Source organism: Paenibacillus sp. IHBB 3054 (assembly GCF_051594305.1).
GTDB lineage: Bacteria > Bacillota > Bacilli > Paenibacillales > Paenibacillaceae > Paenibacillus_AQ.
In genome coordinates, this window is record NZ_JBOFBG010000010.1 from 16,714 (window position 1) to 39,302 (window position 22,589).

21 protein-coding genes are annotated in these 22,589 nt (G+C 53.3%); 1 reads left to right on the plus strand and 20 read right to left on the minus strand.

All coding sequences use genetic code 11. The annotated features are described in order from the left end of the window. From ACQ76X_RS13495 to ACQ76X_RS13520, 6 genes are all read right to left on the minus strand, one after another. Window positions 1–849 (minus strand): carbohydrate ABC transporter permease, encoded by an 849-nt coding sequence (locus ACQ76X_RS13495; RefSeq protein WP_341095915.1) that lies wholly within the window; start codon window positions 847–849, stop codon window positions 1–3. Continuing rightward, window positions 846–1,727, minus strand: a complete 882-nt coding sequence (locus ACQ76X_RS13500) for a carbohydrate ABC transporter permease (RefSeq protein WP_438494472.1) — start codon at window positions 1,725–1,727, stop codon at window positions 846–848. Before ACQ76X_RS13500 ends, ACQ76X_RS13495 begins: the two co-directional genes overlap by 4 nt. Before the next feature lie 73 nt (window positions 1,728–1,800). After that, a complete protein-coding gene (locus ACQ76X_RS13505; RefSeq protein WP_438494474.1) occupies window positions 1,801–3,129 on the minus strand; it encodes an ABC transporter substrate-binding protein in 1,329 nt (442 codons plus the stop codon). A 338-nt stretch (window positions 3,130–3,467) separates the two neighbouring features. Further along, entirely contained in the window at window positions 3,468–4,100 is a 633-nt protein-coding gene (locus ACQ76X_RS13510; RefSeq protein ID WP_438494476.1) for an XTP/dITP diphosphatase, read from the minus strand. A gap of 1 nt (window position 4,101) precedes the next feature. Further along, a complete protein-coding gene (rph, locus tag ACQ76X_RS13515; protein WP_038595913.1) occupies window positions 4,102–4,860 on the minus strand; it encodes a ribonuclease PH in 759 nt (252 codons plus the stop codon). Between the two features lie 173 nt (window positions 4,861–5,033). Continuing rightward, complete coding sequence (locus ACQ76X_RS13520) at window positions 5,034–6,158, minus strand: GerMN domain-containing protein (protein WP_438494478.1); 1,125 nt, start codon at window positions 6,156–6,158, stop codon at window positions 5,034–5,036. A 272-nt stretch (window positions 6,159–6,430) separates the two neighbouring features. Between ACQ76X_RS13520 and ACQ76X_RS13525 the strand changes: the two genes are divergently transcribed. Beyond that, window positions 6,431–7,030 carry a phosphatidylglycerophosphatase A family protein gene (locus ACQ76X_RS13525; RefSeq protein ID WP_438494696.1) on the plus strand — a complete coding sequence of 200 codons (600 nt, stop codon included), beginning with the start codon at window positions 6,431–6,433 and terminating at the stop codon, window positions 7,028–7,030. A 216-nt stretch (window positions 7,031–7,246) separates the two neighbouring features. On the opposite strand, the gene ACQ76X_RS13530 is transcribed toward ACQ76X_RS13525, so the two are convergent. The 14 genes from ACQ76X_RS13530 to nifD form a co-directional block, all read right to left on the minus strand. Next, entirely contained in the window at window positions 7,247–8,293 is a 1,047-nt protein-coding gene (locus ACQ76X_RS13530) for an MBL fold metallo-hydrolase (protein WP_438494480.1), read from the minus strand. Further along, window positions 8,294–9,028: a class I SAM-dependent methyltransferase gene (locus ACQ76X_RS13535; protein WP_438494482.1), complete on the minus strand. Its 735-nt coding sequence runs from the start codon at window positions 9,026–9,028 to the stop codon at window positions 8,294–8,296. A 139-nt stretch (window positions 9,029–9,167) separates the two neighbouring features. Further along, window positions 9,168–10,859 carry a glycoside hydrolase family 13 protein gene (locus tag ACQ76X_RS13540; protein ID WP_438494698.1) on the minus strand — a complete coding sequence of 564 codons (1,692 nt, stop codon included), beginning with the start codon at window positions 10,857–10,859 and terminating at the stop codon, window positions 9,168–9,170. Between the two features lie 257 nt (window positions 10,860–11,116). Then, complete coding sequence (locus ACQ76X_RS13545) at window positions 11,117–12,478, minus strand: BclA C-terminal domain-containing protein (RefSeq protein WP_438494484.1); 1,362 nt, start codon at window positions 12,476–12,478, stop codon at window positions 11,117–11,119. A gap of 305 nt (window positions 12,479–12,783) precedes the next feature. After that, complete coding sequence (locus ACQ76X_RS13550) at window positions 12,784–13,557, minus strand: Cof-type HAD-IIB family hydrolase (RefSeq protein ID WP_438494486.1); 774 nt, start codon at window positions 13,555–13,557, stop codon at window positions 12,784–12,786. Between the two features lie 56 nt (window positions 13,558–13,613). Continuing rightward, entirely contained in the window at window positions 13,614–13,751 is a 138-nt protein-coding gene (locus ACQ76X_RS13555; RefSeq protein WP_438494488.1) for a hypothetical protein, read from the minus strand. Between the two features lie 16 nt (window positions 13,752–13,767). Next, on the minus strand, window positions 13,768–14,910 hold the full coding sequence (locus ACQ76X_RS13560; protein WP_438494490.1) for a homocitrate synthase/isopropylmalate synthase family protein: 1,143 nt from the start codon (window positions 14,908–14,910) through the stop codon (window positions 13,768–13,770). Beyond that, the gene (locus tag ACQ76X_RS13565) at window positions 14,907–15,659 is read right to left on the minus strand and encodes a HesA/MoeB/ThiF family protein (RefSeq protein WP_438494492.1); all 753 of its coding nucleotides are present in this window, start codon (window positions 15,657–15,659) and stop codon (window positions 14,907–14,909) included. The genes ACQ76X_RS13560 and ACQ76X_RS13565 overlap by 4 nt, the downstream gene beginning before the upstream one ends. Window positions 15,660–15,695: 36 nt before the next feature. Further along, on the minus strand, window positions 15,696–16,262 hold the full coding sequence (locus ACQ76X_RS13570; protein ID WP_438494494.1) for a DUF269 domain-containing protein: 567 nt from the start codon (window positions 16,260–16,262) through the stop codon (window positions 15,696–15,698). Beyond that, complete coding sequence (gene nifX, locus ACQ76X_RS13575; protein WP_438494495.1) at window positions 16,246–16,650, minus strand: nitrogen fixation protein NifX; 405 nt, start codon at window positions 16,648–16,650, stop codon at window positions 16,246–16,248. The genes ACQ76X_RS13570 and nifX overlap by 17 nt, the downstream gene beginning before the upstream one ends. Next, window positions 16,625–17,953 carry a nitrogenase iron-molybdenum cofactor biosynthesis protein NifN gene (gene nifN / locus ACQ76X_RS13580; RefSeq protein WP_438494497.1) on the minus strand — a complete coding sequence of 443 codons (1,329 nt, stop codon included), beginning with the start codon at window positions 17,951–17,953 and terminating at the stop codon, window positions 16,625–16,627. The genes nifX and nifN overlap by 26 nt, the downstream gene beginning before the upstream one ends. Further along, entirely contained in the window at window positions 17,943–19,307 is a 1,365-nt protein-coding gene (gene nifE, locus ACQ76X_RS13585) for a nitrogenase iron-molybdenum cofactor biosynthesis protein NifE (RefSeq protein ID WP_438494499.1), read from the minus strand. The genes nifN and nifE overlap by 11 nt, the downstream gene beginning before the upstream one ends. A gap of 203 nt (window positions 19,308–19,510) precedes the next feature. Beyond that, complete coding sequence (gene nifK, locus ACQ76X_RS13590) at window positions 19,511–21,070, minus strand: nitrogenase molybdenum-iron protein subunit beta (protein ID WP_438494501.1); 1,560 nt, start codon at window positions 21,068–21,070, stop codon at window positions 19,511–19,513. Then, window positions 21,067–22,524, minus strand: coding sequence for a nitrogenase molybdenum-iron protein alpha chain (nifD, locus tag ACQ76X_RS13595; RefSeq protein WP_438494502.1), 1,458 nt, complete (start codon window positions 22,522–22,524; stop codon window positions 21,067–21,069). The genes nifK and nifD overlap by 4 nt, the downstream gene beginning before the upstream one ends. Window positions 22,525–22,589: the final 65 nt, after the last annotated feature.

A 22,589-nucleotide genomic window follows, 5' to 3' on the forward strand; every position in this document is an offset into this window, starting at 1 on the left:
TTAACCTTTGATCGCACCTGCGATACCTTCCATATAATATTTCTGTGTAAATAGAAAGACGACAATAATAGGAATGACCGATATCATCGTCCCTGCGGCAATCCAGCCGAAGTTATACGAAAACTGGCCGTTCAAATACGTAAGCGCGGCAGCCAGCGGATATTTCTCGGGATCATCCAGGATGACAATCGGCCACAGGAAGTTATTCCAGAACGCCATGACTTCCAGCAGCACAATGACGGCAATCCCCGGTTTGACCAGCGGCAGAACGAGCTGCCAGAAGATGCGGAGCTCTGAAGCGCCGTCCATTTTCCCTGAATCCCTGATATCCGACGGAATGCCCAGAAAGGTCTGGCGCATCAGAAAAATATTGAATACCGACACAGCGGCTGGAAGTACAACCCCCAGATAGGAATTGCCCAGGTGAAAAGCCTGAATGGTCAGATAATGCACAATCATTGCTGTGGAGGAGGGAATAATCATGGTGGCGATCAATAGGGTGAACACGAAATTCCGGCCTTTGAAATGAAAGACTGCCAGCGGATACGCCGTCGTACTGGCCAGCAGAACATTAAACACCACCCCAAGTACAGCAATAATGACCGTATTCGTAATATAGCGCGGAAAGGACATGAACTGCCAGACCTGCACGTAGTTATCAAAATCAATGAACGTCGGCAGAATGGCCGGCGGGCTGGAGAACACATTTCTGCCGGGCATCAGTGACACACTGAGCAGCCAGAGGAAAGGGCCCATCATGAACAGGGCCAGCAAAATTAGCAGAAGGTAAATGACGGAATAACGGACTCCATTTTTCAGCTGTTTGAATGATCTGCTCGTTGTGTTCAATATGAATTCACCCCGCCTTTCCGGTTAAAGCGGAACACCAGAATGCTAAGCGCCCCTATAATAACGCTGACTATCAGACCAAGCGCGGATGCATATCCGAAGTTGAACTGCTCCAGTCCCTTTTGAAAAATATACACGCTGGAGGTCAGCGTCGAGGTTCCCGGCCCGCCTTTGGTCAGAATGTATACCTCATCGAATACCCGGACCGCCCCCATAATCGAGATCAGCGTACAAAACAGGATATGAGGTCTCAGCAGTGGAATCGTCACATGCACAACGAGCCTCAGGGGACCCGCCCCATCCACTCTGGCCGCTTCATACAAATCTGAGGGTATACCCTGAAGACCTGCCAGATACAGCATCATGTAATAACCGAGACCTTTCCACATGGTGATAAACATCAGGACATACAATGCGGTGCTGCTGCTCGACAGCCACGAGACCTGCCCGTCGATGATTCCAGCCTGGATGAGCAGATAGTTAACCACCCCATTGTTGCCCAGCAGCCAGCTCCAGATGAGCGCAACTGCAACCATCGAAGTCACAACCGGAATATAATAAGCCGCCCTGAACATCTTCACACCCGGAAGACGGCTGTTTACGAGAATAGCCATCAGAATGGAGATGACCTGAATAATCGGAACAATAAGGACATACACCAGCGAATTCCATAACGAGACGGTAAAATTGTGATCCTGAAAGGCTCTGGTGAAATTCTCGAAGCCTACATAACGAGTCTCGGCAATGACCGAATAATCGGTTAATGCAAGCGGAATTCCGTAAAGGATCGGCCAAAATGTAAAAATCGCGAGAAACACAAGGCCCGGCGTCATAAACGCCCAAGCGCTGAAAGATTCCGAACGTACCCATCTCTTCATTCGATATTCCTCCCTCCCTCTGTACTGCAACATATAAAGGGGAGGACAGCGCCTCCCCGCATCTCTAAGCGGTTTATGAACCCTGTTTAATGATTCCATTCACTTCTTTTTCCACAGCATCCAGCGTTTTTTTGATATCTGCCCCGTTGAGCAATATTTCCTGCAGTCCGCGGGCAAGCGCGGAGTTGATATCGGAGGCGCTTGGAACGCCGACCATATAATCGGTGGCCTTATCCAAACTTTGCGATGAGACAACCTTGGCTTCCGCTTCAAGCGTGCCGTCAGATTGGGTGAAGAATGGATCTGTAATGGAAGCTTTGGATGATGGCAACGTATTGGCAACCTTGGAGAAGGCGGTCTGATTGTCCGCATTGGTCACGAAAGCTGCAAATTCAACAGCCTGCTCCGGATTCTTCGACTTTTGCGGCACAACCAGATCCATGGAATTAGAGAGCCGGAGGTTGGCTTTGCCTGTAGGCAGTTGAACTGCAATCGTGTTCGCATATACTTCCGGCGCCGAGGTCTTGATAAAGTTGATAAAGGTTGGACCCGACAGCTGGAAGGCTACCTGTTCACCGGAGAAATACTGGATCTGCTTTGTGAAATCCGCATCTTCCTTCAGGACCACGCCTTCTTTCATTAGATCGCGCATTTTGGAGATCATGGCTTCAGCTTCCGGCGTATTGAAGGCTGCGGCCGTCTTGTCTTCATTCAAAATGGAGATTCCATCGATCGGAAACAGCTTGGATATGAGCTGCTGCGCATATCCGGCGGCTCCGGTCTTTTGATGAACCTGACGGGCCCATTCAATCAGCTCATCCCGGGTTTTCGGCGGATTGGACGGATCCAGACCGGCTTTTTCCACAAGCTTTTTATTCATGAACAGAACTTCCGTGCCTGTATACCATGGAAGCGCATAGGCCTTGTCGTCAAACACGGTAGAGTTGTAGATCCCTTCAAAATAAGAACCTGCTTCTTCCGCTGTAAGATGATCCGCAAGATTCAGCAAAGCACCTTTGCTTCCCAGCTGGCTCGCGAATTCTGTGTTCAGATTCACTACATCGGGGCTTTTGCCGCTGGCTGTGCTCGTCAGCAGCCGTTGTGAGATGGCATCGTAAGGGTAGTCTTTCCATTCAATCGTTACACCGGGGTGACTTTCCTCGTATTTCGCAATCAGATCATTGAAATAATCATTGAAGGTGGGCTGAAGGGCAATCGTCCAAAATTCCAATGTGACAGGCTCCGATTTGGGAGTATCGGTCTGTTCAGCAGAAGGTTCTGCCCCATTCGCAGAAGTGGTTGGAGCAGGAGTATTCCCATTCCCTCCACAGCCGGCCAGCAGCATAGACAGCGCCATCACGACTAGCAGTGACAGAATAAAGCCTGATCTGTTTGTTCTCACACAAAATCCCCCTTGATAGTGGTATAAGACGAGAGCCTTAATCATGTTACCTTTTCTCACTCAGCCCTCTCTTTCTTAGGAGTATAGCAGATAAAGGAAAAATAATGAAGTATTTTTTCATAAAAATAAATAAAAAAGAAATAATCTTTCTTTTTGGTGTAAACGGTTTCAAATGTAGGTTTATCAGGGTAATAATAAAACAACCCGTCTGCAAAATTCGCGGACAGGTTGTTTTTACTTAACGTATAGGAGGAATTTATTCTTGCGACATTTTTTATCGCATGTCAATTTACCTGCCGCAATGTTATCGGATCAGTATTAATTTGTCCTGCTGGCTCTTACTGGCGGGAAGCTGCAAGCTTCTCAGTCAGCAGCCGCAGTGCCATCCCCCGGTGGCTGATCTGCTGTTTCTCTTCCAGCGTCAGCTCCGCCATTGTTTTCTCAAATTCCGGCAGATAAAAGAGCGGGTCATAGCCGAACCCGCCGCCGCCGGCAGGCTCAGAGGTAATCCAGCCCTCTACCCAACCTTCAGCGGTAAGCTCTTGTCCATTTGCAGGATCGTACAGCGATAACGCGCAGACGAACCGGGCCGTGCTGAGCAGCGGCTGGCCGGTATCCTCGCCCTGCTTCAGTTCTTCCAGCTCGTTCAGCAGCTTAAGGTTGTTCTCACCGTCCTCTGCGCCTTCACCCGCATAACGTGCCGAGTAGACCCCCGGCCTGCCGTCAATGGCATCCACACAAAGACCGGAATCATCCGCCAGAACGGGCAGTCCCAAGGCATCGCCTACGGCTTTTGACTTTTTCAGCGCATTTTCGGCAAAAGTAACCCCGTCTTCCACTACATCCGGCAGAGCGGGATAATCAAACATACTTTTGACCTCTAGCCCAAGCGGTGCAAAAGCATGCTGGAATTCGCGCACCTTGCCTTTATTTTTCGTCGCAACAATCAAAATTCCGCTGGCGGTGTTCATGCTACACCTCTTGACCCGGCTGGCCGGACGGTATTTTGAGGGCAATGGGGCCAAGCACTTCTTTTTGCACGGCGATCAGCTCGTAAATCCCCTTCTCGCCCAAGCCCAGCAGCTGATCCAGCTCCTGGCGGGTGAACGGCCGCTCTTCGCCGGTGCCCTGCACCTCCACAAAAGCGCCTCCGCCCGTCATGACCACATTCATATCGACCTTGGCTTTGGAATCCTCTTCATAGTTCAAATCCAGCAGCGTTTTGTCGCCAACCACACCGACGCTGATTGCCGCCAGATAGTCCGTAATCGGGAATACGCTTAGCTTGTGCTGGAGCGCAATTTTGTTGATAGCAAAGGCCATCGCTACAAAAGCACCCGTAATGGAAGCCGTCCGTGTGCCTCCGTCCGCCTGAATCACATCACAGTCCAGCGTAATGCTGCGCTCGCCGAGCGCCTGCAAATTAACAACAGAACGCAGCGCCCGGCCAATCAGACGCTGAATTTCCATCGTCCGCCCGGTAAGCTTGCCGCGCGCCGCTTCACGCTGGTTGCGTGTCTGCGTGGCCCGGGGAAGCATGGAATATTCGGCGGTCACCCATCCCTTGCCTTGTCCTTTAAGAAATGGCGGGACCTTCTCGTCCACTGTTGCCGTACAGATAACTTTGGTGTCCCCCATCTCAATGATTACGGAACCCTCCGCATATTTATTCGTTTGGGTTGTTATTGTCAGCGGCCGGAGCCCGTCGTCGTTACGTCCGTTTGATCTCATGTTTTCTGCCTCCTGCATCTTTGTGTAGCTAAAGTTTAGTGTGCTTCCTGCATTCTTAGATTTCCGCAGAAACGGATAACATCCCGGTAAGGACGTTATCCGTTTCTGCTTGGCAAACTTTATTCTACCAAAGAGTAGGCACAAAAGCATCTTTTCAGCTTTCCGGACACATTTTATAACGGCAGCTCGTTCACATATTCCGGAGCGGAAACCGGCTTGCCATAATCAACATTATTGCTTCCGGTGACTGTCTCCTTGCCGTTCAGGCGAATCTGGACGGGAGCATCCTCGGCATTTTGCGCGACTGTCAGCACTACAGATTCCAGAAACTCATCGGGAACATTTTTGCTGTCCGCAAACATATCGTCGGTCAAAGAGACTGTAACTACACCATTCTGCCCCGCTTTCACCGAGTCGAGCACGGTTTCCTGGGTCATTACCATCTCAAGGCCGTTTCCGGATTCCGGCCCGGCAATCAGTTCGTTCAAGGCTGCTTTCAGCGGCTCTTCTCCCGCGGGTACAAACCGGGTTACAGGCACATAATACTGATGAACGCCATCAGGGGTTGCAGCGGAAAAATAAACCGTAACTGCGCTGGAATTCATCAGCGGTGTTCCATGCTTCGGCAGATTAATGCCCATGCTGCGTGTCAGCGCGCGGTCCAGCGGGATGCCGAGCAGCGGCATTTCCGTCAATTTCTTGCCTTCCACCCAGAGCTGCACGCCCTTAATGCCCTCCTGGCCGGTTAATGTCCAGGTAATTGCTTCGAGAATTTTGCGCTCCTCCAGCGGATCGTAGTCGTTAAAGGTAGAGTTGAACTCGACAACGGCCAGCTTATCTTTATCCACGGAGACACTCTTCACTTCCGTACCGGCAGGAAGCACACCCTGAAAACCTTCCGGCAAAGACGAGGCGTAGGCTCCCTTGCTGACCAGTGCCGTGAGCGAATCCTTCAGCATGGCAGAGCTCTCGCCTTTCGGCAGGCTAAGCGATACAGGGACAAGCAATCCGTTGCCATCTTCGAGAAAGACGGTTGTCCGCTCCCCGGCCTCTGCTGGTGCGGCTGCTTCGGCATCCTTATCAGCTACAGCTTCTTTTTCTTGCGAGGCAAGCGGTGCAAACACCCCGGAATCCAGCTCGGTAGTTCCGCTAACCTCCAGCATTTGCGCCTCAACTTCTCCCGGCGGCGGATCAACCGCTGCCGACTCTGAGCCAAACAGACCGCAGCCGGACAATGCAAGTGGAACCGTCAGCAGACAAACCGCCGAAAGATTGCGGATTTGCTTCATATGTTTCATCAATAATTACCCCTTTCAAGGCTTAATACCAGATTGTACTGCTATGTATACGAGCCCTCTGTCCAAAAAATAACAACAGCTTATCCTAAATTGTTGGCCGGAAAGTAATTGGCAGGGAAATCACTTCACTTCCACTTCACAGAAACAGTGCACCTGCTGGACATTGACTGCCAGAATCTGTACAATCTCACTACCTTCAGATTTTTTCGAAGGGAAAGAAAAGGAAATGATAAGAGGCAATAAAACTACTACTTACTATGAGGTGACAGATGATGGCTGATGCAAAAATCCCTTACAGTCTCAACAGCAAGGCCGTTGCGGAAGCAACTAAAGTCTGGATGCACAAACGCGGAGTGACCGTTACAGAAATTGCCGAGCTGGTCATGCTCCTGCAAAAGAAATATTATCCGAATCTGACGATGGAGGAATGTGTCCATAACGTTGAGATGGTGCTCAGCAAACGTGAAGTGCAGAATGCAGTGCTGACCGGCATCCAGCTGGATGTGCTGGCAGAGGAAGGCAAGCTGCTTACCCCGCTGCAGGACATGATTGAGAACGATGAAGGATTATACGGCGTCGATGAAATCCTCGCTTTTTCCATCGTGAATGTGTACGGAAGCATCGGCTTCACCAATTATGGTTATGTAGATAAACTGAAGCCCGGAGTGCTCGAACGGCTCAATGACAAAACGACCGGAGAGATCCATACGTTCTTGGATGACATCGTAGGCGCTGTAGCCGCTGCCGCCAGCAGCCGCATCGCCCACCGCAAACAAGCCGAACGCGAACAGGAGCTTGGCCTGCCCCATGCACCCGAAGATGTTGAAGAAGCCGCCAAGAAACCAGCGGCTGGCAACGATTTGCCGGAGTGAGCATCAGGGATTAATTCAAGATCCCTTGGGAATAGCAGCAACTATAAAAAGCCATGCCACAGTGCAGCGGAAATATCGCGCTCACTCTGTGTCATGGCTTTAAGTATTGTTCTCTATTTGCTTTGTTGCGCTATTTCTTGCTTATTCCCGCCAGCCCCGCCCTCTTCACTCCGCGAGCGCGGCAACGTCCTGCCGCCGCTTGGGCTTGAAGCAGCTCTACGGGTTCAGAGCAGCGAACAACGCGCTGCCACCCGTTCCGGGAGCGGGCTCTATCATTATCGCCCGCTCCCGGCGCACCAGCTCGGCGAGATGCGCCAGCGTCTCGCCCATGGCAAAGCGCAGCTGATGCGCGCTGGTTACGCGGCTGCGGAACATAGCCTCGCAGACGGCGAATCCGCTCAGCGGGCCTTCACCCAGCAGGGCGGCTGTGGCATCCAGCCGCTCCTCGTGATGGCGGAGCAGGCTGTCCAGCCGCTCCGCAAAGCCGGCGAACGGTTCCCGGTGCCCCGGGAACGCCATCGCCACCGGGTAGCTGCGCAGCGCACGCAGCCCCTCCATGAAGGTCAGCAGCGGCTGCGGATCGCTGCCGGGCTGCAGGCTGACATTGGGCGAGATTTGCGGCAGCACAGCATCGCCGCAGAGCATAAGCCCGCTGCCGCCGTGATAAAACGACACATGTCCCGGCGCATGACCGCCGGTAACGAGCGGCTGCCACTCACGGTCCCCCATAGGAAAAGGGGTGGCAGCATTTATATAGGCAACCTCCGGCTGCGGGGTTACCTCGGGAAGGAAGCCCTCCAGATGCTCCCTGACCCCCTGAATCAAATGCTCCGGCATTCCATGCCGGAGGAACTGGAGCGGCAGCGTCTCGTTCAGGCTGGCCTCCGCTCCCCAGGTCATCCGGGCTTCCGCATGAGCCCGTTCCGATATCCACACCTTACTGCCGCTGCGGGCTTGCATCCAGCCGGCCAGTCCGTAATGGTCGGGATGATGGTGTGTGACAACAACACTGCGCACCTTGTCCCAGGAGAAGTCCAGCTCCTGCATAACCTCCTGCCAAGCCAGCTCCGCCTCAAGCGTATGCGGGCCGGGGTCGATCACCGTATAGTTGCCGTCCCGGTCTGGCAATAGATAGCTGTTCACCTGGCGCAGCGGCGGGGCCATCGGCACCGAAATCTGGATAATGCCGCTGTCTCTTATCTTGATTTCCGGCTTTCGCATGGAATCTTCGCCGCCGCCTCTAAGTCTTCTTCCCGAAACCATCTAAGTCCGGATCCCCCGGAAGATCATCCGGGTTGAGCTTTCTGCTTCATAGTCGCTTTCATCGTAGCAGCCATGCACAGCTTCGAGGCGCAGTTCTGCGGCTGCGATCATCTTGCTGAACTGTTCCAGCGAATAGAGCTTTACCCGTTCATGGTAGCGGCGGGGCGTCTGATCTGTTTTGGAGGTAAGAATGATGTCTTTCATCACATAACCGTTTTCGATCCGGCGTGACTCATCGATGAGATTGTCTCCATCCTCACGAATGGAATGTGGTACAAGATGGCGGATCACATAAGCAGGGTTAAGGAAATCTATAATAAACTTGCCGCCCGGCTTAAGCATCCGGTGAATTTCCCGCAGCACCTTCACCTGTTCTTCATCCTCCTCAAAATAACCGAAGGAAGTAAACAGGTTAACCACCGCGTCAAAACCGCCATCCAGCGGCAGCTTCCGCATATCGGAGCGTACCCAGGTCACCGATCCGGCTCCCTTCTGGGAACGCGCCTCCCTCAGCAACGCCTCGGATAAATCTACACCGGTAACCTCATACCCGGCCTCCGAGAGTGCCAGCGAATGACGCCCCATCCCGCAGCAGAGATCCAGCACTTTGGCGCCATGGGGAAGCGCAAGCCAGTCGATCATCTTCTCCACTTCGCGGCGTGCCCCTCCGAAGTCCCTGTGTCTGTAGACAATTAAATAGTCTTCTCCAAAGCTCTCTTCATACCACTCACTCATGATTTCTCTCCTCCCTCAGCACCTGCAAAAACCTCTCTATGTATGCTAATGTACCGCAATTGTAACCCCTTTTGCCGGCAAACTCAAAAAAGAGTCGCCATTTCGCCATACTTCCCGCGCCATGCAACTCTCTGCTTTTTCAACGTTGACGCTGCAGATATACCCTTGCCTCATAAGGACGAAGCTTCAGGTTTCTTAGATCTTCCTCTTTGGAAGGGGCATAATTGGAGATCAGCAGCTCCAGCTTCTCCGGCTGGAATTCACCCGGAAGCTCGAACACCGGCTCCTGGCCATAAAAATTCAAAATCACCAGCAGCCGCTGCTCCTCCAGCGTACGGGTATAGGCATAAATCTCCGGATGCTCCTCCAGCAACAGTCCATATTCACCATAAACGATCACCTGATGATTTTTACGCAGCTCAATCAGCTTCTTATAGTAGTTAAAAATTGAATCGGGGTCTTTGACTGCACTAGCCGCATTTATCTCCTTGAAATTGGAGTTCACTCTGATCCAAGGCACACCGGTTGTGAAGCCCCCTTCTTCTCCATCATCCCATTGCATCGGCGTGCGGGCGTTGTCCCGGCTTTTTTTGTGTATGGCGGCCATTATGTCGGCTTCGGGTACGCCGTTTGAACGCTTTTCCTCATAATAATTGAGCGTTTCCACATCCCGGTATTCGTCGATTGATTCAAAAGCCACATTCGTCATACCGATTTCTTCACCCTGATAAATGTAAGGCGTACCCTCCAGCATATGAATAAAAGTGGCCAGCATTTTGGCCGAAGGAACACGGTAGAAGAGATCGTCGCCAAACCTCGATACCGGACGCGGCTGGTCATGATTGCATAAATAATTGGCGTTCCAGCCCCGGTCATGCAGGACGGTCTGCCAGTTGCTGATGATTTTTTTGAGCTCCGTCAGGCGCCAGGGAACCACATCCCACTTTCCTCCGCCTGGTGAGGCGGCATCCAGATTCATATGTTCAAACTGAAAGGTCATGTTCAGCTCCCGGCGTCCGTCCCCGACATAATCCAGCGCCTGCTCCGGCCCGAGGCCCGAGGTTTCGCCAACCGTCATAATATCGTAGAAGTACAGCACCCGATCATGCAGATTCTGCAGCAGTGTGTGCACATGCGACAGGTTAGAGAACATATCATAGGCGCGCACCGTCGGCGTTCCGCCCGGATTATGTGCATCAGGGTAACCCTCCGCCTTCACGATGTGGGCGATCGCGTCAAACCGGAACCCGTCGACCCCTTTTTTCAGCCACCACTGCACCATTTCATGCAGCTTGTCGATTACCACGGGATTTTCCCAGTTCAGATCCGGCTGATATTTGGAATACAGATGGAGATAATACTCGTCCGTCACCGGATCCAGCTCCCAGACCGTACCGCTGAAATACGATTCCCAGTTGTTTGGCGGACCGCCGTTTTTGCCTTTTCTCCATATATAAAAATCCCGTTTGGGATTATCCTTCGAGCTTCGCGATTCAATAAACCACGGATGCTCATGGGAGGTATGATTCAGCACCAGATCCATCATCAGCTTCATGCCGCGCGAATGCATCTCACTGAGCAGCCGGTCAAAATCATCCATCGTCCCGAATTCCTTCATAATGTCGCAGTAATCACTAATATCATAGCCATTGTCATGGTTCGGCGATTTATAAATCGGACACACCCAGATGACATCGACACCCAGATTCTGCAGGTAATCGAGCTTGGAAATAATCCCGCACAGATCGCCTATGCCGTCACCGTTGCTGTCCATAAAGCTGATCGGATAAATCTGGTACACGACGCTTTCTTTCCACCATTTAGGGTTCACTCCGGTTCCCTCCGCTTCCTTCAATTCCTGTAGTTTAAGATCCTGATCTCCGGCGAAACCGGTGCGGCTTCGCCCGGACATATTAATATATCTTAACCACACTGGAGGAAGACGATAACAACTTCTCCTGTAAAACGCAGGTCTCTGTCTGCAAACCTCTACTGTTATATGAATTTAAAAAGGTGAAAAGCTCCTTTCGGAAGTCTTTCCACCCTTTTATCGAACTGTATTATCCCGGACATCCGGTTTATGAAATACTAACTCAATTGCTTAATCACAATAGATGCATTCACGTTGGCTTGCGTGCCGCCAGCCAACGTCTGCAGCGTGACTGCTGCGGCGGAGCTGTGATTTCTCAGGGTCAGTACATCGCCGGAAGAAAGAGCGAATATAGCCTGCCCCGTGTTCTGCTGCGTACCCGCACCTGAGCCGTACACAGTGCCCGGAACGAGCGCGCCATTTACGAATAAGGCAAATTGACTTGGTTCTACACCCGATACTGAAAAATTAACTTCATAAATGCCTGCATTGGCAACCGAGATTGTAGTCGTTCCCGGGGCATGTGTTATTCCAGGTGTAAGGAACCCGTTGGTATCAAAAGAAACATCTGCCTCGATCGGCACAACCTGCGCTCCGAGGTTATACACATATCCGAACTGGGCTATACCCCCTGCGGCACCCGCTGCTCCCGTTGCACCCGTTGCTCCTGCTGGGCCCGCTGCACCGGCAGCTCCTGTCGCTCCGATGGCACCCGCTGGTCCAGCAGGACCTGCCGGTCCGGCAACTCCGGCGGGTCCCACTGCGCCTGCGGCTCCCGTTGGACCTACAGGTCCCGGGGCTCCGCCTGGCCCTACGGGTCCGGGCGCTCCTGCGGGTCCGCCAGATCCTACAGGTCCGGGTGGTCCTGCAGGCCCGCCTGGTCCTACAGGTCCGGGTGGTCCTGCGGGTCCGCCTGCACCTACGGGACCCGTCGGCCCTGCCGGTCCTGCGGGTCCGCCCGCGCCTACAGGGCCCGGCGGCCCTGCTGGTCCCGGGAGGCCTACCAACCCGGCTGCTCCCGCCGGGCCAAGGGCACCGGCGGCCCCCAATGCTCCGGCTCCCGCTGCGCCCAATGCTCCCGCTACTCCAGCAGCACCGAGTGCTCCTGTCGCGCCAACTGCACCTAAAGCTCCAGCAGCTCCGGCGGCGCCCAAAAGTCCGGCGGCTCCCGCTGCGCCTAATGCTCCAGTCGCTCCCGCTGCCCCGAGTGCTCCGGCGGCTCCGGCGGCTGCGAGCGCTCCAGCGGCGCCTACAGCACCGAGTGCTCCAGCTACACCTGTCGCTCCCACTGCCCCTGCTGCGCCGGCGGCGCCGAGTGCTCCCGCAGCTCCGGCCGCACCTGCTGCACCTAATGCTTCTACAGCTCCTGCTGCTCCCAATGCTCCAGCGGCTCCAGCAGCACCTAGTGCCCCCAAGGGAATATTAACGCGAACAATTTGCTTTTTGACGATGATTTCCTTACAGTGGCATTTTCGGTTTACTGCACATTTTGTTTTTCGATGTTTTTTTCTTGGCAAGGGGCAAGCCATATCCGGTTTCTTGCATCCCCGCTCCTTACCCTTATGCTCAAAGCGACCCATCTTCAACACCTCCAATAGACTTTATGTATACTACTCCATTCACCTATTAAAGGGCATAGACATCCGTCTCGTAGGCAATTATATATTTTTGCGTTTACTAGGTATTTGTACTAGAGGAACAAACCGATTTCACCTATACAGACGGAAAGTAGGTTTTTTAGCCTTGTCACCTCCGTCTTCAGCTAATAGAATCGAACTCTCTGCGACAGCAAAAAAAGGACTATTCTATTGCAGATTCTGCAATGAAAGCCCTTTAGTTTCAAACGAGATCTGTATTATTCCTCCCGCCCGCAAAATCCCCTAACCTACAGCAAACCAACCATCTTTAATCCTTCATAAATTCCGTTCTCGCTGACATGCTTGGTGACATAAGGAGCCACGGCCTTAACCTCATCCTCCGCATTGCCCATCGCGATGCCATGACCGACAAATTGCAGCATCTCTACATCATTGAGGCCATCGCCAAAAGCATAAATATTTTCCTTCTTCACCCCGAGATGCTTCATCATTTGGGCAATGCCGTTAGCCTTCGAGCCGTTGCCCGGCAGAACATCCATACAGAGCGGATGCCAGCGGATAAATTTGAAGCCGGGGTAGGCTTCCGCATACATGTCCTGACTCTCCTTCAGGCAAAAGATCATCGCCTGATAAATTTCATTCAGCAGAAAATACTCCGCATCATGCGTCGGAAATGCCAGCTTCAGCGATCCTATGCTCGTCTGAATATACTCATGCTCCGCAACATTCACCTTCATGTCAATGGCATCAATATAGGCTACCGGGTGATCCTGCTTCTCGGCGAACAGCGTAAGCTCCTTCAAGGCAGCCGTATCCAGCGGATTGCGGTAAATCACTTCCCCCTCAAAAACAACATATTGCCCGTTAAGCGAAACATACGAATGGATCCCCAGTTCTTCCCGCAGATCCTCAAACATGTAGGAGGCTCTCCCTGTAGCGATGGCCACATGATGCCCCAGTCGCTTGAGCTCCGCGATGGCTTCCTTGGTGGAGGCAGGCACCTGCTTATCCTCATCATAAATCGTACCGTCAATATCAAAAAAAATCGTCTTTGTAGTCATGGCTCTCCATCCTTCTTGCTTTCTCTATGAATCAATCCTGCTCAGATTGTAGTTGCTTACAGTAAGCTATGCAAGTTTTCAACAATAAACGCTGTTTTTTTCACAGCAGAAGAGCGTTCTGAACAATAATACTCGCCAAAAAAAGCAAGCAGCGTTCCGCCTCCACAAAGGAAGCGGAATGCTGCTTGCTTCATCACTTGCTCCAGGTGCTCAAACCGCATTCTGGGCCCGCTGCTGTTCTTCCATCAGCCACTGCACCAGCAAATACTCTGGAACGGTGTCTTTTCTGGCCTCCGCATATACGCGGACCCGTTCCAGCAAACGCCCCGCCGTGTCGGCGTTCACCTCAAGTCCTCTCTGTTCCAGCACATGGATTACACCATTGCTCCCGGAATGTTTGCCCAGCACGAAACAGTGCGTCCGCCCCACCTCCGCAGGATCAAAGGTCTGATACGTACTTTTCTCCTTCATCAGCCCGTCCACATGGATTCCCGACTCATGCGTAAATGCCAGCTGCCCCACAATCGGCTTCGCATCGCCGACACTGCGCCCGGAGGCGGCAATAACCTTATCCGCCAAACCCTTGAGCAGATCCATCCGCACACCGCTCTCCCCGCCGTACAAATGCCGCCAGGCCATGGCGACTTCCTCCATGGCCGCGTTGCCCGTGCGTTCGCCGATGCCGGCTACGGTGGTGCTGGCCCAAACCGCACCTGCGGCAATGCCGCTAAGTGTGTTGGCGCATGCCAGCCCGAAGTCATTGTGGCAGTGCACTTCCAGCTCCACATCCGCGGGAACCGCCCCCAGCAGCGTGCTTACCCGCTCCGTCATCTGCCCGGGATGATGGGCAGATACGGTATCCGCATAACGGAACCAGCGGATTCCTTCTTTATACAGGCTGTTCACCAATTCAACCAGGAATTCCATATTCGCTCTGGAGGAGTCCTCCATCCCTACCGACACCGTCATCCCCAGCCTGAGTCCATGCTCCGCCGCACGAAGCAGCTTGTTCAGCCCCTCAGCCGGCGTCAGCCCAAGCTTACCCTGAAGCTGAATCTCCGAGACCGGAATGGACACATGGCTCCAGTTCACTCCGGTACTGCGCGCCTTGTCGATGTCGCCAAGGACCGAGCGGTTCCAGGTCATAAGCTTCATGGGAAGCCCCAGTTCGGCGATTGCCGCAATATCCTCCTGCTCCCGCTTGCCCATGGCAGGAATACCTACCTCTGCTTGCTCTACTCCGCACTCCGACAGCAACTTTGCGATTTCCAGCTTTTCCGCCCTCGTGAATGAAACTCCAGCCGCCTGTTCACCATCCCTAAGTGTCGTGTCACATAGCTTGAGACTTTTCACGGTTTACCTCCTTCTCCGCAGCAAGCGCAATTCGGATTACGGGTAAGCCCAACGCTGTAACAGGCGAAGTCGAGTGAGCTGAAGCGATGCATTACGCCCGCATAAGTTGTCCCTACCTTTGTAATCCATTTTACGGCTTCCAGTGCTGCCAAACAACCCGCAATCCCGGACGTAGCTCCCAAAACTGGAAACCCGAACGGTTCCCACTGCGGCTGCAGATCTGGATATAGGCATTCCAGGCAGGGTGTTTCCCCGGGAACAACAGTGGTAAGCGAAATTTCAAAGCCGTACATTGCAGCTTCCACCATGGGCGTCCCGGTATCCACACAAATGCGGTTCAACGCATATCTCTCCGGAAAATCATAGCGGGCGTCAATCACAATATCGGCGCTCTCTACCCAGGGTTTGGCAATTTCATACTCAATTTTGGAATTATGCCCTTCGATCTCCACATGCGGATTCAGCCGCTTCAGCTGCGCTGTCGCCGTGCTTATCCGTTCCATGCCCAGGTGATCGCTGTCCATAAGAATCTGCCGGTTGAGATCCGGTGCAAGGATGATTCCCTCATGGGCCAAAATAAGCTTGCCGACGCCAGCCGCTGCCAAATACAGCGCAGCCGTTCCTCCAAGTCCGCCGATTCCGGCCACCATAACCGTCGCTTCCTTCAGCGCCTGCTGTCCGCTTTCTCCAAGCAGCTTCAGCTGCCGGGCATACCGTTCCAGCTCCAAACCTCCGGCAAGCTGCTCCATCCCTGTCTCCCCCTGTGACTGATATTCATTTACTGGCTAGCCCTCCAGGCTTAGCAAACCGTGCAGGGCCGTAATTTCCTTATATTTATGCAAAAAAGCCAGCCCTTCCTCCACACACTCCACCCCGTAACGGATCAGCTTCTCTTCCGCCGTGAACGGAAAGGGGAAACCGGCCCGCAGGCTTTTGAGAACGAGGATCACCCGGCCGGTGTACAGCAGTCCGCGCCCGAAGCCTTCTCCATTAATCTCCGCGGTGCTCTGTACGATAACGCCGCTTTTTTCTTCCATTACGCCGGCGACAGCCTGAAAGACGAGCGGCACCTGATGCCGCACTTCCGGAGATACGGCACAGTTAAATTCCGATTTGCTTTTGTCCTCAGCGGAAGCCAGAAACTGCTTGGCGATCTTTGCCTGCGGCGTAAAGGAAGCGTATTTGCCAAAGAAGTCTTCCGTATCCAGCAGATGGCATAAACGCCGCACAAAAGCATCCGCCGTATCCGGATCCAGCGGCTTGTGGCTGGAGCGGCTGCGGCGTTGTACTGCCGCGCCTTCTTGAGCCGCTTCTCCTGACAGACTAATGTTCGTCTTAGCCATGGGTTCCATCCACTCCCTCCCCTTCGCCTTCTTCTTCCGCCCGCAGCACCTTAGCCAGCCACATGGGCGGTTTGCCCTGAAGCATTTCCACCAGCCGTTTCACCTGCTCATCAATCGGACTGCCAAAGGGTACCTTCACCGGCATAATTTTGCGGCGGGTGACCCTCGCCGCTGCGGAGGCCCCGATCTGCATAATGAAGATCAGAGTACAATCACCTATCGCCTCCAGGCGGCTGTCGATCCTGCCTGCTTCATCCTCATTGAGCAGGACGGGGAGCTTGCGCAGCTCCAAGAGCTCTCCGCCATTTTTGGCCACATTGTAAACAGCGAACATTGGGCTTTGCCCGAAATGGGCATTTACACGGTTTCCGTCATCTGTGGCGAACGCTACCTTCACGGCGCTCAGCCTCCCTTCGCATCAACAAATTCCCAGCTTTATTACTCCATTCCATAGCACCCCTGTAGCCGACCGAGACGGACATATACGCCCCAAGCTCGCTCCAGACCGGAAAACCTGCCGCCAGAAATGCAGCTTCAATACGCTCTGCTCCTGCGATCCCATGCGAATTGCTGATCCATAAATCCGCATCTTTTCCGAGAACCTCGGCATCATCCAGATCACCTACCCATACCTCCCGCTCCATACCTGCAACAACCGGAGTTTCATAGGATGCAATCAACGCCTTTTGTTCCATGCCCAGTTCCTCAAGCCAGCTTGAGACGGAATACAGATGATCCGGCTCCAGCGCGGCCACCACCGACATTCCGGCAAATTGGAAATGCGCATCCAGCATGCTGTCAAGCAGATTCTCCCGCTGCCAGCAATAACGGATCGGCACCGGCTCGCCGCTGATCTGATGCAGGAAATGCAGCAGATCGTCTGTTGCCTTGAGTCCCATGGCTCCATTAAATACCTTGTAGGGTGTGCCCAGTGCATTGTGCAGCCTCCTGGCCGGACGTTCCATGCTGGCTCCGACGGCAATCGTCAGGCCGGACTGCAGGCTCTGCAGCATGGAATCCAGCGGTACACCGCCTCGGGTCAGCGGGGAAAACCCAGTCAGGAGATGGCCGGACAGCGAGGTGGATATATCCGGTACAGCAATAACGTCAAATCCGAAGGAGGAGATCATTTCCTTCAGCTCCATCACATCTGCAGGTGTCAGAAAGGAACCCGGCAACAGCGTAATCTGGCGGGTATTCACATTCCTTGAACCCCGGTGTCCAACCTGCTGGATCATCTCGTCGATCATTGCCTCCACTGTAGTGCTAAACCCTGACTCCAATGAGCCCCGAAAGTCGGGCAGCACAACGGAGAACGCCAGCCCGCATCGCATATTGCGTTCCCGCTTATACATCTTAAGCAGGCTTTGGTAGTCCACTCCGGCCACATCGGTCAATTCTGTTCCCACAATGCCGATAATATCGGGCCGGTGCTTGCTCAGCACAAGATTGAGCGCCTCCTCCAAATTGCGGTTAGCATCGAAAATAACATCCATTTCCTGCAGCGCCGAGGTCTGTACGGCGATTGGCTCGCGGAAATGCCGGGTAAGCAGTGCTTTGGGAAAAGCGGAACAGCCTTGGGAGCCGTGGATCAGCGGCATGGCGCGGTAGCAGCCTTGAAGGGCCAGAACAGCCCCCAGCGATTGGCCAATCTTGATCGGATTGACCGAGGCGGGCTTTTTTCTCCGGTTAACGGTCATAGGGCGGAGCCTCCTTATCCCATGGAGCAGGACTGGACGCCAGCTTCCAGATTGGGTTCGCCAGGGAATACGTCAGCTCCTTGGCCAGCCGCAGCAGCCCCTCATACCCGGCGTAAGCCTTGTGCCTCTCCTGGTTGATATCGATAAAGGGAATTTGCTCTTTCATCGCCACATACATATTGCGCCCGCCGGCGATCATGATATCAGCTTTACGTTCCCTCACAGTTTTGAGAATCCGGCTCGCACCGCCTTCCGGAATATATTCGGTGTCATCCCCCACCCGGTCGGCAATACGCCGCACATCATCCTCTGTGCTTTTGTTCGTGCCGACTCCAACCACCTGAACACCCAATTCTTTAAGTGCGGAAATCACGGACCAGCTCTTAACGCCGCCGGTGTACAGAACCGCCTTTTTTCCTTTCAGCAGCTTGCGGTACGGACGCAAATCCATGGCCAGCCGGCTTTCTTCACGCTCGGTCAAACGATCGACCCGGCGCTCCATTTCACGGTCATTCATCAGATACGCCATTTGGCGCAGGGAATACGTCGTTTCCTTGGCCCCGTAGAAAGAGCCCTCGAAATAAGGGATGCCATATCTCGACTCCATCTCTTTGGCAAGACCCAGCAGCGCGCGGCTGCAGACCACCATATTCACCTTGGCACGGTGCGCCCAGGTAATCTCCTTATATCTGGCATCTCCTGTAATACGCGAGGTTACGGCGATTCCGGCACTGTTCATCAGCTTCTCGATATCCCACATTTCACCGGCAATATTATATTCACCGATCAAATTGACACCGAGCGGAGTTCCCGGCTCCGGTTCCCCTGTTCCGATCACATACTGCAGCAGAGCATCACCCGCCAGCCGGTTGCCCAGATTCTTGCTGCCGACAAAGCCCGGGCTGTTCACGGGAATAACAGGGAGATGCAGACGTTCCCCTGCCTCCTTGCACACAGCATCCATATCTTCGCCGATCAGAGCCGTCACACAGGTTGAATATACAAATATTGCCGGAGGCGCAAAGCGCTCGGCAATATAGTCGATACTTTCCTTCAGTTTCTTTTCCCCGCCAAAAATAATATCGGAATCGTTAAGATCCGTAGCAAAGCCATACTGGGACAGAGAAGGCCCGCTGGACAACGCCCCTCTGCTCTCCCAGCTGTTCCCGGCACAGGCAATCGGACCATGGACAAGATGTGCGGCATCCATAATCGGCAGCAATGTGATTTGGGCTCCGTCGAAGGAGCAGCCTCCGGCCGCTTCACCCGGTTTGGGCCGCGGACAAGGCTTGGATTTGGGGGAGAGGCTCCCGCAAGCCTCGGAATCAAATTCGTCTTTTCGCACAGGGTCCATCGGCTCTTCATCTCCTTCGTTAAAGGTGGATGCTTACTACAGGCAATCCTGCATCTATGAAACAGCATTTACAGTTCATTGCAAGAATCCCGGCCTGCCGTCTCCCCGGAATTCGCCTGAAACAGGAGAGCGAATATCCGGGGAAAACGAGAACGCCGGGAACTTAATTATTTTAAAATTCATAGAAATTCATGCGTTTCCTCTTACCGTACCAGATCAAAGTTGAACCCGGAATGGTTGCGGTCAAGCTCATCCAGAACAGTATTAACGATCAGACTGAGCAAATTCAGTGCACCTTGGTATCCAAGAATCGGATAACGGTGCATGTGATGACGGTCAAAGATCGGGAACCCGACCCGGATCAGCGGCACATTCGCATCCTTGGCTGCGAACTTCAGATGCGAACTGCCGATCGCCAGATCCACCGGATCGTTCAGCAGCAATGAACGCATATGCCACAGGTCTTTGCCGATATAAACGGAGGCTTCCGAGCCGTACGGACTGGAGGCCAGCAGCGCCTCGGCTTCCTCCCTGAATTTCACATCCTTGAAGTCCACATCCCCATTCGAGCAGACGATATGCACAGGCTCCATACCGGTTTCCAGACAGAACCCGATGAGTCCAATGAGCAGGTCGGGATCGCCGACCAGTGCCACCCGCTTGCCGTGAATGTAAGGGTGGCTGTCCATAAGGGCATCTACTACCCTGCCGCGTTCTTCAGTAAGCGATGCAGGCACCGGAAGACCCGTCAGCTCACTGATAGTATCCAACAGCTTGTCGGTCCCTGTAATGCCGAGCGGTGTGGACATCGCAGCGATCGGCTGCTTCCAGGTTCCGCCGATATAATCCTGCGTCTTTTTGAGCGTGTATTTCTGCAGCGACAGCGTAGCAAGCGCGTTAGCGGCCAGAGGCACATCATCAAGCTTTGTTCCACCGTAATAATATTCGTATTCTCCCGTAGCCGGAGAGTCATAGTTGCCGCTGTGATCGCCAAGGAACGTATATTTGGTATCAAAGGCATTCAGAATTTTGCGGATTTCCGCAAAGTTGCCGGTGTAAGGCTCGAAACCGAGCATAACATTCAGCTTCTCCCCCGTTTCTTCGCCGCTTCCCGGAGCAGCCTGAATGCCTGAACGGTCATACAGATAGCTGAGGATTCCTTTCAGCATCGAATCATACCCGGTGATGTGTGATCCGACAAAGCTTGGCGTGTTGCAGAAAGCAACCGGGAAGTCTTCCGAAATCACACCCTTTTGACGGGCATTGCCGATGAAGGAGGACAGGTCGTCGCCGATAACCTCGGCCATACAGGTCGTACAAAGCGCAATCATCTCCGGTTTGTAGAGGGCAATACTGTTCTCCAGCCCGTCAATCAGATTGCTCATGCCGCCAAATACAGCCGCATCCTCGGTCATGGAAGAAGAAACAGCAGGGGTAGGCTCTTTGAAATGACGGCTTAGATGGCTGCGGAAATAAGAATTGCAACCCTGCGAACCGTGCACGAAGGGCAAGGTCTTCTCAAAGCCGAGCGCGGCCATGATCGAGCCAAGCGGCTGGCAGGCTTTATGCGGATTGATGACAACCGCTTTACGGTTAAAGTTCTTCTCCATATACTCCGCAGATTGAGAGTAAGCGAGTGCTTCAGCCGTTTCCTGCTCGCTGCAGGGCGCTTCAAATTGCTTTTTATTTTCCCGCTGCTGCACGAAGCGGTCTTCCGAGAACAAAGAGTTATAATCCGGAATCTCCAGTCTGTCTTTGCTCATATGCTCGCCCCCTCTGCCTGGACTTTTTCCTTCTTGCTAATCAGATTCCACACCGGGCTGTTCACGGTCATATCCATGTCTTTGGCAAAAATCTTGAAGCCGTCGAAGCCATGATACGGACCGCTGTAATCCCAGGAGTGCATTTGGCGGAACGGAACCCCCATCTTGTGGTATACATATTTCTCCTTAACCCCCGAGCCCACAAGGTCAACATTCATTTTCTGTGCGAGCTCTTCCAGTTCATACGCCGTTGGATCATCCATAATGATCGTGCCTTCCTTCATCATCGGAAAGGTCTTCTCGTAATCATCTTTATGGGCAAATTCATAGCCGGAAGCCACGATGTCCATGCCGAGATCCTCATAAGCACCGATCGTATGGCGGGAACGCAAACCGCCGATCATCAGGAGCACTTTTTTATTTTCCAGCCGCGGTCTGAATTTATGAATAATGGCATCCATTTCCGGTTTATGCTTCGCGATCATCTTCTCGCAATTCTCCTGGATCGTCTCGTCAAACAAAGCGGCGATGGCGCGCAGGCTCTCATACGTTTTGGAAGGGCCGAAGAAGTTGTATTCCATCCAAGGAATACCGTAGGCCTTCTCCATATGCTCAACCATGTAGTTCATGGAGCGGTGGCAGTGAATCAGGTTTAGCTTCGCCTTATGGGCAATTTCCAGCTCATTCAAGGTACCGTCGCCGGACCACTGGGCAATGACGCGAAGACCCATTTCTTCCAGCAGGATACGGGAAGCCCAGGCATCACCGCCGATATTATAATCGCCGATAATATTGACATCATAAGAGCCGGTTTCAGCCAGTTCAGCTTTGCCGAGCACGAAGTCACGGATTGCATCGTTGGCAATATGATGGCCCAGTGACTGGCTCACACCCCGGAACCCTTCGCAGCGCACCGGAACGATCGGCATCTCCAGCTCTTTGGCCATTTTTTTGGATACTGCTTCAATATCATCGCCGATCAGACCGACCGGACACTCGGATTGAACAGAAATCCCTTTGGCGAGCGGAAACATCTCGGTAATCTCACGCATAATCACTTCAAGCTTCTTATCTCCGCCGAACACGATGTCCGTCTCCTGGAAATCGCTTGTAATCTGCATGGCGGTAAAATTGTCGATCCCGAGCGTCCCGTTGGCATAGTTGCGGCGGGTCCCCCAGCTGTATTGGCCGCACCCGATAGGGCCATGGCTGATATGAACCATATCCTTGATCGGTCCCCATACCACGCCTTTAGATCCTGCATAGGAGCATCCGCGTGGCGTCATGACGCCGGGACGGGATTTAATATTGGACTTCAGGGCACATGTGCCGCAGGTTTTTGCTTCTTCCGTATTGATCTGAAAATGCTTTTCCCGGTCTTTCTTCGCTTTTTTGGGGTAGGCTTCCAGCACTTCTTCAACCAGTTTTTTATTCGCCTCGATATCCAGTCCCATTTGCTGACCCTCCTTTTCGTGGTGCAGGAAGCCTAAGCCGCCTGCGTGGCTTCTCGTGCCACAAT

What these genes read in the sequence shown, in the direction of transcription:
- ACQ76X_RS13500 (WP_438494472.1), bottom strand. Translation starts at nt 1,727, where the DNA reads ATGAAGAGATGGGTACGTTCGGAATCTTTCAGCGCTTGGGCGTTTATG.
- ACQ76X_RS13510 (WP_438494476.1), bottom strand. Translation starts at nt 4,100, where the DNA reads ATGAACACCGCCAGCGGAATTTTGATTGTTGCGACGAAAAATAAAGGC.
- rph (WP_038595913.1), bottom strand. Translation starts at nt 4,860, where the DNA reads ATGAGATCAAACGGACGTAACGACGACGGGCTCCGGCCGCTGACAATA.
- ACQ76X_RS13520 (WP_438494478.1), bottom strand. Translation starts at nt 6,158, where the DNA reads ATGAAACATATGAAGCAAATCCGCAATCTTTCGGCGGTTTGTCTGCTG.
- ACQ76X_RS13525 (WP_438494696.1), top strand. Translation starts at nt 6,431, where the DNA reads ATGGCTGATGCAAAAATCCCTTACAGTCTCAACAGCAAGGCCGTTGCG.
- ACQ76X_RS13530 (WP_438494480.1), bottom strand. Translation starts at nt 8,293, where the DNA reads ATGGTTTCGGGAAGAAGACTTAGAGGCGGCGGCGAAGATTCCATGCGA.
- ACQ76X_RS13535 (WP_438494482.1), bottom strand. Translation starts at nt 9,028, where the DNA reads ATGAGTGAGTGGTATGAAGAGAGCTTTGGAGAAGACTATTTAATTGTC.
- ACQ76X_RS13545 (WP_438494484.1), bottom strand. Translation starts at nt 12,478, where the DNA reads ATGGGTCGCTTTGAGCATAAGGGTAAGGAGCGGGGATGCAAGAAACCG.
- ACQ76X_RS13550 (WP_438494486.1), bottom strand. Translation starts at nt 13,557, where the DNA reads ATGACTACAAAGACGATTTTTTTTGATATTGACGGTACGATTTATGAT.
- ACQ76X_RS13555 (WP_438494488.1), bottom strand. Translation starts at nt 13,751, where the DNA reads ATGAAGCAAGCAGCATTCCGCTTCCTTTGTGGAGGCGGAACGCTGCTT.
- ACQ76X_RS13565 (WP_438494492.1), bottom strand. Translation starts at nt 15,659, where the DNA reads ATGGAGCAGCTTGCCGGAGGTTTGGAGCTGGAACGGTATGCCCGGCAG.
- ACQ76X_RS13570 (WP_438494494.1), bottom strand. Translation starts at nt 16,262, where the DNA reads ATGGAACCCATGGCTAAGACGAACATTAGTCTGTCAGGAGAAGCGGCT.
- nifN (WP_438494497.1), bottom strand. Translation starts at nt 17,953, where the DNA reads ATGACCGTTAACCGGAGAAAAAAGCCCGCCTCGGTCAATCCGATCAAG.
- nifE (WP_438494499.1), bottom strand. Translation starts at nt 19,307, where the DNA reads ATGGACCCTGTGCGAAAAGACGAATTTGATTCCGAGGCTTGCGGGAGC.
- nifK (WP_438494501.1), bottom strand. Translation starts at nt 21,070, where the DNA reads ATGAGCAAAGACAGACTGGAGATTCCGGATTATAACTCTTTGTTCTCG.
- nifD (WP_438494502.1), bottom strand. Translation starts at nt 22,524, where the DNA reads ATGGGACTGGATATCGAGGCGAATAAAAAACTGGTTGAAGAAGTGCTG.